The sequence below is a fragment of the Streptomyces sp. NPDC043861 genome, assembly GCF_056435905.1.
In genome coordinates this window covers 310,578-324,100 of record NZ_JBWKDP010000001.1, presented here as the reverse complement: position 1 = coordinate 324,100, position 13,523 = coordinate 310,578, and the positions used below count along the sequence as shown (strand labels likewise).

General features: G+C 70.4%; 10 protein-coding genes and 1 pseudogene. 6 read left to right on the top strand and 5 right to left on the bottom strand.

Annotation, left to right across the window (positions count from 1 at the left end):
- Window positions 1-130 precede the first annotated feature (130 nt).
- Window positions 131-940, bottom strand: coding sequence for an alpha/beta fold hydrolase (locus AC068D_RS01275; RefSeq protein WP_478820833.1), 810 nt, complete (start codon window positions 938-940; stop codon window positions 131-133).
- Window positions 941-1,298: 358 nt separating this feature from the next.
- Between AC068D_RS01275 and AC068D_RS01270 the strand changes: the two genes are divergently transcribed.
- Entirely contained in the window at window positions 1,299-2,867 is a 1,569-nt protein-coding gene (locus AC068D_RS01270) for a phospholipase D-like domain-containing protein (RefSeq protein WP_478820832.1), read from the top strand.
- A 127-nt stretch (window positions 2,868-2,994) separates the two neighbouring features.
- Here AC068D_RS01270 and gcl read toward each other — a convergent pair whose 3' ends face one another.
- Window positions 2,995-4,779 (bottom strand): glyoxylate carboligase, encoded by a 1,785-nt coding sequence (gcl, locus tag AC068D_RS01265; protein WP_478820831.1) that lies wholly within the window; start codon window positions 4,777-4,779, stop codon window positions 2,995-2,997.
- Window positions 4,780-5,046: 267 nt separating this feature from the next.
- Between gcl and AC068D_RS01260 the strand changes: the two genes are divergently transcribed.
- Both AC068D_RS01260 and AC068D_RS01255 read left to right on the top strand, forming a co-directional pair.
- A complete protein-coding gene (locus AC068D_RS01260; RefSeq protein ID WP_478820830.1) occupies window positions 5,047-5,880 on the top strand; it encodes a hypothetical protein in 834 nt (277 codons plus the stop codon).
- A 557-nt stretch (window positions 5,881-6,437) separates the two neighbouring features.
- Window positions 6,438-6,953 carry a GNAT family N-acetyltransferase gene (locus AC068D_RS01255; RefSeq protein ID WP_478820829.1) on the top strand — a complete coding sequence of 172 codons (516 nt, stop codon included), beginning with the start codon at window positions 6,438-6,440 and terminating at the stop codon, window positions 6,951-6,953.
- Here the strand turns inward: AC068D_RS01255 and AC068D_RS01250 are convergent.
- Together AC068D_RS01250 and AC068D_RS01245 are read right to left on the bottom strand one after the other, a co-directional pair.
- Window positions 6,944-8,590, bottom strand: a complete 1,647-nt coding sequence (locus tag AC068D_RS01250; RefSeq protein ID WP_478820828.1) for an AMP-binding protein — start codon at window positions 8,588-8,590, stop codon at window positions 6,944-6,946. The genes AC068D_RS01255 and AC068D_RS01250 overlap by 10 nt on opposite strands.
- Window positions 8,587-10,263 (bottom strand): AMP-binding protein, encoded by a 1,677-nt coding sequence (locus AC068D_RS01245; protein WP_478820827.1) that lies wholly within the window; start codon window positions 10,261-10,263, stop codon window positions 8,587-8,589. Before AC068D_RS01245 ends, AC068D_RS01250 begins: the two co-directional genes overlap by 4 nt.
- Window positions 10,264-10,381: 118 nt before the next feature.
- On the opposite strand from AC068D_RS01245, the pseudogene AC068D_RS01240 reads away from it, so the two are divergent.
- The 3 genes and pseudogenes from AC068D_RS01240 to AC068D_RS01230 form a co-directional block, all read left to right on the top strand.
- Window positions 10,382-10,642 (top strand): annotated as a pseudogene (locus AC068D_RS01240) (response regulator transcription factor); the annotation flags it as partial.
- Between the two features lie 146 nt (window positions 10,643-10,788).
- On the top strand, window positions 10,789-11,508 hold the full coding sequence (locus AC068D_RS01235; RefSeq protein WP_478820826.1) for a LysE family translocator: 720 nt from the start codon (window positions 10,789-10,791) through the stop codon (window positions 11,506-11,508).
- 261 nt (window positions 11,509-11,769) lie between these two features.
- Window positions 11,770-12,345 (top strand): SAV_915 family protein, encoded by a 576-nt coding sequence (locus AC068D_RS01230; protein WP_478821372.1) that lies wholly within the window; start codon window positions 11,770-11,772, stop codon window positions 12,343-12,345.
- Window positions 12,346-12,354: 9 nt separating this feature from the next.
- Here AC068D_RS01230 and AC068D_RS01225 read toward each other — a convergent pair whose 3' ends face one another.
- Window positions 12,355-13,485, bottom strand: coding sequence for a winged helix DNA-binding domain-containing protein (locus AC068D_RS01225; protein WP_478820825.1), 1,131 nt, complete (start codon window positions 13,483-13,485; stop codon window positions 12,355-12,357).
- Window positions 13,486-13,523 lie beyond the last annotated feature (38 nt).

The following is a 13,523-nucleotide window of genomic DNA, read 5'->3' as shown; positions in this document are numbered from 1 at the left end:
CGGCGGGTCGCAGAAGCCCCACGGCCGGGATCGGGCCACACATCGGAACCGCCGCGTCTCAGGCGCCCCGGTGTCCCTGTGCCCATGGTTCGACCGTCCCGACCAGGGACACCCGCAGCGCTTCCGCCGCTCACCCGCCCAGAACGTCCCGCAGCGCCTCGGCGAACTCCTTGGGCTGCCCGAGGAAACCGCCGTGGTCGCCGGGGAACTCGACGGGCGGCGTGCCGAGTTGCGCGGCAAGTGCCGTGGACGTCCGATGCGTGAGCAGACCGCCCGAGGCGATGCCGACGCCGACGACCACATGGGTCCGGCCGGCTGCCAGCGCGGCCGTGTCGGGCCTGTAGCGGGTGGTACCGCGCAGCTCATGGGCGAAGAAGCGGGCGCCGTTGGCGAGGTCCTGCGCCGAGGGTTCCTGGGGAGAGGAGGTCGGGTCTGCGCAGTCCTCGTGGTCGAATCCGGCGTTGGCCATGAACTTCGCCCATGCCGCCCCCAGCCCCTCCCGCCGGTACGTCTCGATCAGGTCGTCGGTCGCGGCGCGCTGCCCTTCGGCGTCGGGGAGCAGCTCCAGCAGCGGCGGCTCGTGGGCGACGAGCGTCCGTACCCGCCCGGGATGCCGCTCGACCAGCGCCAGACCCGTCACCGCACCCCCGCTGCTGCCGAACACATCGGCCGAATCTGCGCCCAGGGCATCCAGGAGGGCGGCGACGTCATCCGCCCGCAGCTCGGGAGTGGAGTCCTGGGAGGGGTCGTCGAGGGCACTGCCCGAGATGCCTCGGGGGTCGTGTGTGACGACGGTGTGGTCGGCCGCGAGGGCCTCGGCCAGCGGCGCAAAGGCCGAGGCGTCCATAGGCGCCCCCATGACCAGCAGGAGAGGTCCCGTCCCGCGTACCTCGTAGTACAGGCGTGCCCCGGGGACATCGAGGGTGTGGGCGATGGTCATGTCTGTCGTCCTTCCGGCAGTGGTCGTCCGCGGTCGCGGGTGACACAGGAGAGACTCCGGCCGGCCCGGAAACTCATCGCGGCTGGAAACTCATCGCGGCTCCACCCGTTCGGGCGGCGCCCTGCGGCCATCGATGTCCGTCCGCCGTCGCGGCATCCGCGGTGCGTCCCGCTCGCCGACTGCCTGGTAACTTCATCGTGTTGATCATCCGCGGTGCCCTTCTCGGCCTGCGGACCGCCGCGCGCTGCCCTGCCGTGCCGCGTATGCCGGCGCCCCTGCCACACATCGACTCCACGATAGGGATGCGAAATTGGCCCACACCCCGCTGCACCGCTTATACCGTCGCGCAGGCACCGCGGTGGCTCTTGCCGTGGCCGCCTCCGTACTGCCCGCGAGCCCTGCGTCCGCCGCGTCGGACGCGCCGCACCTCGATGCGGTCGAGCGCACACTGCGGCAGGTGTCACCCGGTCTCGAAGGCCAGGTGTGGGAGCGCACCGGCGGCAACAGGCTGGACAGCTCGCCGGGGGCGCCCGACGACTGGCTCCTGCAGACCCCCGGCTGCTGGGGAGACGCCGCATGCGCTGAACGTCCCGGCACCCGGCGACTGCTGGCGAAGATGACCGAGAACATCTCGAACGCCAAGCGGACGGTCGACATATCCACCCTGGCGCCCTTCCCCGACGGGGCGTTCCAGGACGCCGTCGTCGCGGGTCTCAGGAAGTCGGCCGGCGCCGGCAACAAGCTCAAGGTGCGTGTTCTCGTCGGGGCCGCGCCGATCTACCACATGAACGTGGTGCCGTCGAAGTACCGTGACGAGCTCCGGTCCCGGCTCGGTGGGGCGGCCGACGACATCACCCTGAACGTCGCGTCGATGACGACCTCGAGGACGGCGTTCTCGTGGAACCACTCCAAGCTGCTCGTGGTGGACGGCCGATCGGCGATCACCGGTGGCATCAACCACTGGAAGAACGACTACATCGACACCGCCCACCCGGTGTCCGACGTCGATCTCGCGCTCACCGGTCCCGCCGCCGGCTCGGCCGGAAGATACCTGGACCAGCTCTGGTCCTGGACGTGCCGGAACAGGAACAACTTCGCCAAGGTCTGGTTCGCCTCGTCGCCGGGTGCCGACTGCATGCCGGCCCTGGAGAAGGACACCGGCCCCGACCGGGCACCCGCCACCGGGAACGTCCCGGTGATCGCCGTCGGCGGCCTCGGGGTCGGGATCAGGGACTCCGACCCGTCGTCGGCGTTCCGGCCGGTCCTGCCGACGGCGTCCGACACCAAGTGCGTCGTCGGCCTGCACGACCGCACCAATGCCGACCGCGACTACGACACGGTCAACCCCGAGGAGAGTGCCCTGCGGGCGCTCATCGAGAGCGCGGACAGCCACATCGAGATCTCGCAGCAGGACCTCAACGCCACGTGCCCGCCGCTGCCGCGGTACGACATCCGGCTCTACGACGCCCTCGCGGCGAAGATCGCCGCCGGAGTGAAGGTCCGTATCGTGGTCAGCGACCCGGCGAACCGCGGTGCCGTCGGAAGTGGTGGCTATTCGCAGATCAAGTCGCTGAACGAGATCAGCGACGCGCTGCGGGGACGTCTCGCCCTGATCACGGGGGGCCGCCAGGAGGCGACGTCGGCGATGTGCGACGGTCTGCAGCTGGCCCGCAGCCGTGCCGCCGACAGCGAGACGTGGGCCGACGGCAAGCCCTATGCGCAGCACCACAAGCTCGTCTCGGTGGACGGATCGGCGTTCTACATCGGCTCGAAGAACCTCTACCCCTCCTGGCTGCAGGACTTCGGGTACATCGTGGAGAGCCCCGAGGCGGCCGCCCAGCTCGACGCCGGGCTGCTGGAGCCGCAGTGGAGGTACTCGCAGGCGACCGCCACCTTCGACTACGCCCGGGGGATCTGTCAGGGCTGATCCCCGCCCGGCGGACCACAACGGCGCGCGCAGGACCGCACACACGCAACGGGCCGCACACGTCACGGCCCCCGTCCCGGAGTCCCGGGGCGGGGGCCGGCGTCACAGTCCGTCCGCGACCGCGCTGTCAGGCGAGCGGGCGGATCGCGGTGGGCGCATGGCCCGGTTCGGTGGCGAGCTCCTCGAACTCGGAGACATCGCTGATGTCGGCGGTGCGGCTCATCGAGATGTTGGTGATCCGCTCCAGGATCGCCTCGACGACGACCGGGACGCGGTACTCGGCGGCCAGTTTCTTCGCCTCCTCGAAGGCGGGCAGCAGGTCGTCCGGTTCGGTGACACGGATGGCCCTGCAGCCGAGGCCCTCGGCGACCTTGACGTGGTCGACGCCGTACACGCCGAGTTCCGGCGAGTTGATGTTCTCGAACTCCAGATTGACCTGGAAGTTGATGTCCAGCCCTGCCTGGGCCTGGCGGATCAGGCCGAGATAGGAGTTGTTCACGAGGACGTGGACGTACGGGATCCGGTGCTGGGCGCCGACCGCGAGTTCCTCGATCATGAACTGGAAGTCGTAGTCGCCCGACAGCGCGACGACCTGGGCCCCGGGGTCGGCCTTGGCGACACCCAGCGCCGCCGGGATCGTCCAGCCGAGTGGTCCCGCCTGGCCGCAGTTGATCCAGTGGCGCGGCCGGTACACGTGCAGCATCTGCGCGCCGGCGATCTGGGAGAGTCCGATCGTGGTGACGTAACGCGTCTCCGGGCCGAAGGCCCTGTTCATCTCCTCGTACACCCGCTGCGGCTTCATGGGCACGTCGTCGAAGTGAGTCCGCCGCTGGAGCGTGGCCCTTCGTTCCTGTGTGGCGGCCGTCCAGCCGGAACGGTCGGGCAGCCGGCCCGCGGCCTTCAGCTCCTTGGCAACCTCGACGAAGAGCTCCAGAGCGGCCTTGGCATCCGAGGTGATGCCGTAGTCCGGCGGAAAGATCTTGCCGATCTGGGTGGGCTCGATGTCCACGTGGACGAACGTGCGGCCCCTGGTGTAGACGTCGAGTTTGTAGCCGGTGTGGCGGTTCGCCCAGCGGTTGCCGATGCCGAGGACGAAGTCGGACTCCAGGAAGTTCGCGTTGCCGTAGCGGTGCGAGGTCTGCAGACCCACCATGCCTGCGTTCAGCTCGTGGTCGTCGGGGATGGCGCCCCAGCCCATCAGCGTCGGGATGACGGGCGTCCCGGTGAGCTCGGCGAACTCGACCAGCAGGTCGGAGGCGTCGGCGTTGATGATGCCGCCGCCGGCGACGATCAGCGGGCGCTCGGACTCCAGAAGGTAGGAGAAGGCCTTCTCGATCTGGGCCCGGGTCGCGGACGGCTTGTAGACCGGCAGCGGCTCATACGTCTCCGGATCGAACTCGATCTCGGTCAACTGGACGTCGATCGGCAGGTCGATGAGGACCGGTCCCGGCCGGCCCGAGCGCATCAGATGGAATGCCTGCTGAAAGACGCCCGGAACCTGCGCGGCCTCCAGGACGGTCGTGGCCGCCTTGGTGACCGGCTTGGCGATCGAGGCGATGTCGACGGCCTGGAAGTCCTCCTTGTGGATCACGCCGGTGGGCGCCTGCCCGGTGATGCACAGGATCGGAATCGAGTCGCCGATGGCGGAGTAGAGGCCGGTGATCATGTCGGTGCCCGCGGGTCCGGACGTACCGATGCAGACACCGATGTTGCCCGGGCCTGTCCGGGTGTAACCCTCGGCCATGTGCGAGGCGCCCTCGACATGGCGGGCGAGGGTGTGGTCGATGCCGCCACCTTCCTGGAGGGCCTTGTAGAAGGGGTTGATCGCCGCGCCCGGCACACCGAACGCATGGGTGACGCCTTCGCGCTTGAGGATCTCAACGGCCGCTCGGGCGGCGGTCATACGAGGCATGGGAGCTCCTGCTTCGACCTGGCGGATCGGGCTCTGTCGCGCCACCTGAGAGCATCGATTCCGTGCTTATTCCGTAATGCGGAAGTTTACTTCTACTATTCGGAAGTAATGTAGGACGCGCGATCGGTGCAGTCAAGGGAAGGCGGCCGCGGGCGCAAGGAGGGATGGCCGAACTCTCTCCCCAAGCGCTCATGGTTGGTGGACGATGGACCCCGAAGCGCGGCCGACGGCGCCGGCGGCGCCGAACAGGCCTGAGGGGGGACGGACATGGGAGATCAGTTACCGGTTCGCTGCCCGGTCTGCCGCCGCACGCACACCTTCGCCGCGCCCGTCTACCCGTGCGCATGCGGTGCGCCCGTCGCCCCTCCGCTGATGCGGGGCGCACCGGCGGAACCCATCCGGCACCGCACCTGGACCGAGGACTGGGTCACCGTCCGCTGCCAGGCCTGCGGGCGGCAGGACCAGTGGCCGCAGCCCGAGCTCGGATGCCCGTGCGGGACCGTCCTGAGGGTGCCGGTGCGGCCGGTGTCGGCGGCACCGAGGTCGTCGGCGTCGGCATGGCCCCGAACGGCGACGGCCGCGTCCGGTCCGGCCGGCCCCCTTGCGCCCGCCGGACCGCAGGGATCTCCGCCCACCGGCAGTCCGGCCGCCGCGGAAACCCATGGGGGCTCCGCCGCCCTGCCGGCGAACATCCCGCTGCCGCGCACCGCGTCCGTACCGCGTCCAGACTTCCGCCCGGTCACGATCCGCACGGCTCGCGACGCGGTGACCGCGGCCGCACGCTACTTGCGGTGGCTTGGCTTCCAGGACGTGGTCCAGCCGGAGGAGCGGACCACCCCCGGGATCGACCTGCACGGTCCCGGCCTGGTCGCCCAGGTGGACCCCACCACGCGCCCGGCCACCCTGCGAGCCGTCGAATGCCTCTGGCTGAACGGGATGAGTTCGTCGTCGCTGAGCGTCTTCTTCTCCCTCGCGGGCTACGCGGCGGATGCCCGGGCCCGCGCCGACGACCTCGGAGTCCCCCTGTTCGTCATGGACCTCACCGGCACCCCGCAGCCCGTGAACGGCCCCGCGGACGAGCTGCTGTCGGCCGGTGCCTGACAGCAGGCGTACGCGACGCCTCGTCCTGGGCCGGCCAGGGGGCGAGCCGGCCCGGAGCGCCGGCGACGTGGCACGGCGCGGCGCGGGGTGACGCACGGGCCCGCAGACTCGTCGAGCCCGACGGGCCCCGGGAACGGCATCATCGGCCCGTTCTTCCTCGTCACCTGGGGCACGGGCCTGCTCGGTCGGCCCTGAGGGTTCCGCGCCGGGGCGTCGGCCCTGTGGCTCACCGCCGATTCCCTGCTCGGGCAGCGGCTCGACGACGATGAGGGATTCGCGGCCGGCCGGGCCATCGGCCTTCATCCCCACCCCACGGCCGGACCCGGCTGGCCCACCGGCTCGCCGGGCGCCGTGCCTTGTGCGGCCGGGCGCCGTGCCTTGTGCGGCCGGGCCGTGCGGGCCCGGGCGCCGGTGCGGGTCGCACGGCGGCGGGAGTCGCGCCTGCCGTGACTCCCGCCGCCGTGCGGCGCCCGGCCGACGGCCTGAACGGAGCGGCCGCCGGCCGGCTTCGTCCCGAACACGGCCGCCGCACCCCCGCCCTGGGCGATACTCGGCGCATGCGCATCCGACCGGTCACCCCAGCCGATCTGCCCCTCCTCCAGGACATCGAAAGGGCGGCCGGAGAGCCGTTCCGCGCCTTCGGCATGGCCGCGATCGCCGATGACTCACCGCCGTCGCTCGACGTCCTGGAGCACTACCGACGCTCGGGCCGCGCCTGGGCGACGGCGGACGACGACGGCCTGCCCGTGGCCTATCTGCTCAGCGACCCGGTGGACGGAGCCGCCCATATCGAGCAGCTGTCCGTCCACCCGTCCCACGCCCGCCGCGGTCTCGGCCGCGCCCTGATCGACCATCTGGCCGCTGTGGCCACGGCCGAGGGCCTCACCGCCCTCACCCTGACGACGTTCACCGGCGTGCCGTGGAACGCGCCCTACTATGCGCGGCTCGGCTTCCGTGAGCTCGACGAGGACGAACTCACCGACGGGCTGAGGGAGATCCGCCGGGAGGAGGCGGCGCACGGCCTGGACCGCTGGCCGCGGGTGTGCATGCGCCGTGAGCCGGCTCAGCCGTAACGCTCGCGCAGCTCCACCTTCCGCACCTTCCCGCTCACCGTCATCGGGAAGGAGTCGAGGATCTCCAGCCGCCTGGGGATCTTGTAGTGGGCGAGCCTTTCCCGGCAGTAGGAGGCGATGTCGTCCAGCGTCGGCGGATCCGCCGGGTCGCGCGGGATGACGCAGGCCAGGATCTCCTCGCCGTACCTCTCGTCCGCGACCCCGACCACCTGGACGTCGGCGACCTTCGGATGGCCGTAGAGGAACTCCTCGATCTCACGCGGATACACGTTCTCGCCACCGCGGATGATCATGTCCTTGATACGGCCGACGATCTGGACGTAGCCGTCCTCACGGATGACGGCGAGGTCGCCCGTGTGCATCCAGCGGCCCGCGTCGATCACTTCGGCGGTCTTCTCCGGCTCGTTCCAGTAGCCGAGCATCACGCTGTACCCGCGGGTGCAGAGCTCGCCCGCCTCGCCGCGCGGGAGGGTCACGCCGCCGACCGGGTCGGTGATCTTGACCTCGACGTGCGGGAGCACCCGGCCGACGGTGCCGGTACGGCGCTCCAGGTCGTCGTCGCGCCGGGTCTGGGTGGAGACCGGCGAGGTCTCCGTCATGCCGTAACAGATCGACACTTCCGCCATGTTCATCTCCGCGACGACCCGTTTCATCACCTCCACCGGGCAGGGCGAGCCCGCCATGATGCCGGTACGGAGCGAACTCAGGTCGTACGTCGCGAAGTCGGGGAGGTTCAGTTCCGCGATGAACATCGTCGGAACTCCGTAGAGGGAGGTACAGCGCTCCTGTTGGACGGCGCGCAGCGTGGCGGCCGGTTCGAAGGAAGGTGCGGGGATGACGATGCAGGCGCCGTGCGAGGTGGCACCGAGGTTGCCCATCACCATGCCGAAGCAGTGGTAGAACGGAACGGGAAGACAGACCCGGTCCTGCTCGGTGTAGCCGATCATCTCCCCCACGAAATAGCCGTTGTTGAGGATGTTGTGATGGGAGAGGGTCGCGCCCTTGGGAAACCCGGTGGTGCCCGACGTGTACTGGATGTTGACCGGGTCGTCGCAGGACAACTGCGCTTCCCGCGCAGCGAGTTCGTCCACGGTGGCCGTCGCGGACGACAGGAGGTCCGTCCAGCTGTCGTCACCGATGTAGTGCACCGATCGCAGGTCCGGGCAGTTGCCGCGGACCTGCTCCACGAGCGCCCGGTAGTCGCTCGTCTTGTGGGCGAGGGATGCGACCAGCAGCGAGATGCCCGCCTGGCGCAGGACGTACTCCAGCTCGTGGGCCCGGTAGGCAGGATTGATGTTCACCATGATCGCGCCGATGCGGGCGGTGGCGTACTGCACGAGAACCCACTCGGGACAGTTCACCGCCCAGATGCCTACCCGGTCGCCCTTGCCGATCCCGCGCGCGAGCAACGCCCGGGCGAGGTCGTCCGTGTCCGCGCCGAACTCGGCATAGGTCCAGCGGCGCCCGGACGGCACGTCGACCAGGGCCTCCCGTTCGGGGTGCGCCGCGATCGCCCGGTCGAGACTGCGGCCGATCGTGTCGCCGAGCAGCGGGACCGTTCCCGTGCCGTGGGTGTACGAGAGCGATGCGGGCTGCGTCGCCGGGGATGCCGTCGGCTCCGTCACCGGTCGCGTCATCGCAGGTCCCCTTCGTCGTACTCGGCCGTGCTGCCCTGCGCGGTGCGCTCGCGCAGATCGACCCTGCGGATCTTCCCGGAGACGGTCTTGGGCAGTTCGGCGAACTCCAGACGCCGGATCCGCTTGTACGGCGCCAGCACCGCGCGGGAATGGGCGAAGATCAGCTTCGCGGTGTCGCTGCCGGGTTCCCAGCCCTCCGCCAGCACCACATAGGCCTTGGGCACGGCGAGGCGCACCGGGTCGGGCGCCGGCACGACAGCCGCCTCTGCCACCGCCTCGTGCTCGAGCAGCGCGCTCTCCAGCTCGAACGGCGAGATCTTGTAGTCGGATGCCTTGAAGACGTCGTCGGCGCGGCCGACATACGTGATGTAGCCGTCGGCGTCACGGGAGCCGATGTCGCCGGTCCGGTAGTGGCCGTCGGCCATGACCTCGGCAGTGAGCTCCGGGTCACCGTGGTAGCCGGTCATCAGTCCCACCGGGCCGCTGGACAGATCGAGGACGATCTCGCCCTCGTCGGCACCCGGCTTGCCACTGACGGGATCGAGGAGCTCCACGCGGTACCCCGGACTGGGACGGCCCATGGAGCCCGCCTTGAGCAGCTGGCCAGGGCTGTTGGAGACCTGAACGGCGGTTTCGGTCTGCCCGAAGCCGTCCCGGATCGTCACGCCCCACTCGCGGCGCACGGTCTCGATGACCTCCGGGTTGAGCGGCTCCCCGGCCGCGACCACCTCGCGCGGGGGTGTACGCAACTGGCTCAGGTCCGCCTGGATGAGCATCCGCCACACGGTGGGCGGGGCGCAGAAGCTCGTGACGCCCGCGCGGTCCATCGCCGCCATCAGACGGCCGGCGTCGAAGCGGGTGTAGTTGTGGATGAAGACGGTCGCCTCGGCGTTCCAGGGCGCGAAGAGATTCGACCAGGCGTGCTTGGCCCAGCCGGGCGACGAGATGTTGAGGTGGACGTCCCCCGGCATGAGCCCGATCCAGTACATGGTGGCCAGATGGCCGACGGGGTACGAGACATGGGTGTGCTCGACGAGCTTGGGCTGCGCGGTGGTGCCGGAAGTGAAGTAGAGCATGAGAGGGTCGTCGGCACGGGTGGGCCCGTCGGGCTCGAAGCTCTCCGGGGCTGCGTACGCGTCCTCGTACCGCAGCCAGCCGTCCGGTGCCCCGCCCACGGAGATACGCGTGTAAGTGCCCGGCACATCGTCGAACTTGGCGGTGTCCTCGGAACGGACGATCACATGTCCGGCCCGCCCCCGGTCGATACGGTCCCTCAGATCGACCGGGCCCAGCAGCGGTGTGGCCGGGATGACGACGGCACGGAGTTTCATCGCGGCCAGTGCGGTCTCCCAGAGCTCCACCTGGTTGCCGAGCATCACGAGGATGCGGTCGCCGGCGTGCACCCCCTGGGAACGGAGCCAGTTCGCGGTGCGGTCGGAGCGGGATCTCATCTCGGCGAAGGTGAGGCGGACCGAGGATCCGTCCTCCTCGACGATGTGCAGCGCCGGCCGTTCATTGCCTTCGGCGATCGCGTCGAACCAGTCCAGTGCCCAGTTGAACCGCTCGAAGCGCGGCCAGGCGAACCCCTTGTACGCCGCCGCGTAGTCCTCCCGGTGCTCGATCAGGAAGTCCCGGGCGGCCCGGAACCTCTCCGTCTCTTCGCCTGCCGTCATGTGTCCTCCTCATTGCGGGACCGGTCATGGGCATCGTGCAATCGGTGACGCAAGTGTCACTACCCCCGTACGGGGGTGCTGTGCGGTCTGGAGGGCCGGAATCACATGACCCCGTCCGGCCAGCGCGGGGATTCGCACATGGGCCTCGGCGGTCCCGGCCCTGGCGCCGCGGGAGCTGGATGTGCTTGCCTGCATTGCGACAGGCTCCACGAACGCGGCCGCGGCCGACTGCGCCACGGCCTTCGGCCGGAGACGGTCAAGGGCAGTCTGCGGTCCGCCATGCGCAGACTGGGTGCCCACACCCGCCTGGAGGCGGTGGTGCGGCGCGGCACCGCCTGGAGGCGGTGGTGCGGCGCGGCGGGCAGGGTTGCTGCCGTGAGGTGCGCCGCCGCGGGGCCGGCGCGCGACATTCGGCGCCGGCGCCACGGCGAGGTGTGATATCGCACTGATGTGGGGCGTGAGGCGGAACAGTGACACGTGACGCAGCACAGGTACCGCGAAGGACGAGCACGAAGGGTGCACGGGATGGTTTCGGCGGACAGGATCCTCGCCTTCGCGGCGATGTCCCTCCTGGTGATCGTGATTCCGGGACCGAGTGTGCTGTTCGTGATCGGCCGGGCCCTGGCGCACGGGCGCCGCACCGCACTCGCGACCGTCCTCGGCAATGTGTTCGGCTCATATGTGCTCGTGGTGGCCGTCGCCCTGGGCGTCGGCTCACTCGTCGAGAGCTCGGTGACCCTGTTCCTCGCCGTGAAACTCGCAGGAGCCGCATATCTGGTGTACCTGGGTGTGCAGGCGTTCCGGCACCGCGGTGACCTGAAGGCGGCCACGATCGCGCCCGCCCCGGCAGGTCCGGCGGATCCGAAGGACCGGCCGGTTCATGAGGGGCGGCCGGCCCAGGCAGGTCCGCCGTCCCGGACGGATCGGGCGAGGGAGGATCTGCGGGCGGTCGTGGACGGCGTACTTGTCGGGGTCACCAATCCGAAGGGCATCGTCTTCTTCGCGGCCGTGCTCCCCCAGTTCGTGGACCGCTCCCTGGGCCATGTGCCCGTGCAGATGCTGCTTCTGGGCCTGGTCCCGATCGGGATCGGACTGGTCACGGACACTCTGTGGGGCCTTGGCGCGGCAGCCGCCAGGAACTGGTTCGCCCGCTCCGACCGGCGGCTCTCGATGGTCGGCGGGGCAGGTGGTTTCGCCATGATCGGGCTCGGGGTGACGGTCGCGGCGACGGGGCGCGCGGACTGACCCGGCCGGTGCCAGGAGAGCGTCAGGGCGCACCGCCCTCGGATCAGTGACGCGTCATGAATCGTGTGATCCGGCTCGTCCACGGGGCGGGCCGGGCCATGCTCCGGAGTGGCCGTACGCCTGTACGGCACTCGGAACTCGGCCCGGAGGGCACCATTGCACAGCCTCACCGAGGAAGCGGAGCCCGACGAACCCGGCCCGGCCGGGCCGTTGTTCGTACCGTTCCGGATCGGCTCCGCCGGAGGGCGCCAGTTGCGCTTCATGCGCACCGCCCTCGGTGCACGCTCCGCCGTCGGCTTCACCAGTGAGGCGCGTCTGAAGGCCGTACTGGGCGAGTGGCAGTCGTGGGTCGGGCTGGCGGAGCCCGCACTGCGGGCTCTCAGCGAGCCGCTGGGGGTGACCGTCGTGACCGTGGACCCGCGTCCATGGACCCATGGCGCGGTGCTCCCGCACCTCACCCACTGCGCGTCGCGTGCGGCCGGGCTCGTGCCCGCTGTCGACCGGCACATCACACTGCACCGCCTTGGCGAAGCAGCCGAAGCAGCCGAGAACGAACGCGCCCCGCGCTTCGCCGAGTTGCCGGAACGCCCCGGCCGGGCCGGTCTGGGGTCCTTCGTTGGATCGGGCTGGAGTGAGCGGGTTCCGGTGCGTGCGCTCGCAAGGGCGGAGGAAGGAGCCTACGCGGAGCGTGGGCGACCGACGACAACGCGGCGAGCGTGCGTGCCGGGCACGCGCGCCCGGCAAGATCCGAACGAGAGGCCCTGGAGGACCCCAACGAGCCGTGGCGGCGCGGAGAGACGCCCGGGCCGCCGACCGGCTGCTGGTGTCGCTGGATGAGCGGGCCGGTCAGTCCGTGAACTCCCCGAACCGTACGACGGGCGCCGTCGCCCGGGTCATCGCTGCGAGCAGTTGCCCGCCCTCCTCGGTCACGGCCGTCCGCCGGTCCCGCGTCAGTGGCGCAAAGGGCTGGACGACGAGCTCGGCGGTGTCCTCGGTCTCCGTGAGTTTCCAGACTCCGGCGAGGAATCCGTCGACCAGGAAGACGCAGTGGGCCTGGTTGCCCTTCCAGGTCCGCCCCTTGAACTCGTCGGCGACGACCCGGGTGCGATCGGCGTGGGACAGCAGCAGATTGTCGAACTCGGGGAGGAAGCGCGGCGGAGCCGGCGTTTCCGGTTCGGGGCGGGGTGCGTCCGGCAGGTCGAACAGCTCGACGCCGTTCTCGTCCTGGAAGGTGAGCAGCTCGGGGCGGAGCCGTTCGAAGGCGTCCCGCAGCCGCGTCAGTCCGGACCAGGTCTGCATGTCCTTCACGGAGGCGGGGCCGAAGGCGGCGAGATAGCGCCGAACCATCGCTTCGGGCGTGGGGCCGGGCTCCACGGGCCTGCCGAACCACTGCTCGACGGTGGTCAGTGCGACCTGGCCGCTCCTGCCCCACAGTCCTCGCGGAGTGGTCTGCACGAGCGGCAGCAGGCAGCGCGCGGCGGTGGTGAGGGCGAGCGGGTCGGCGTCGGGCCACTGGGTGAGAAGGGCTTCGCGGAGTTCCTTGACGGGGCGGGGGCTCTCCTCGACGAGTTCCCTGCTGAACGCGGCGAGTCGGCCGAGGTCCACGCCGTCGAGCCGCTTCATGAACATCTTCAGTTCCCGGTCCGGGCCGCCGGCCTGGGCGAACGGACGCAGGCCGAGACAGTCGGCCGCGGTGTGGGTGTGGATCGTGGAGCGCAACGTGACCATGCGCGCGATCTCGCGCGATTCCATCGGCCCGGACAGCTCCTGCGGGCGGAATGCGTGCAGACGGGCGGCGAGTGCGAAGTACGGCGGCTTGACGTTCTGCGCCTGGAGGCCGACGAGGTGTTCGACCGCGGCCTTCGCCGTCATCCGGTCCTCGGGGGTACGGCGCAGCAGCAGCTGGCGGTCCAGGGTGGCGCGGTTGAGAGCGCGAGGGCCGAGCACAGGATGGGTACGGCGTGTCTTCAAGGCCATGCCCGGCACGCTACCGGCCCTTGCGGACAGTTTTTGTC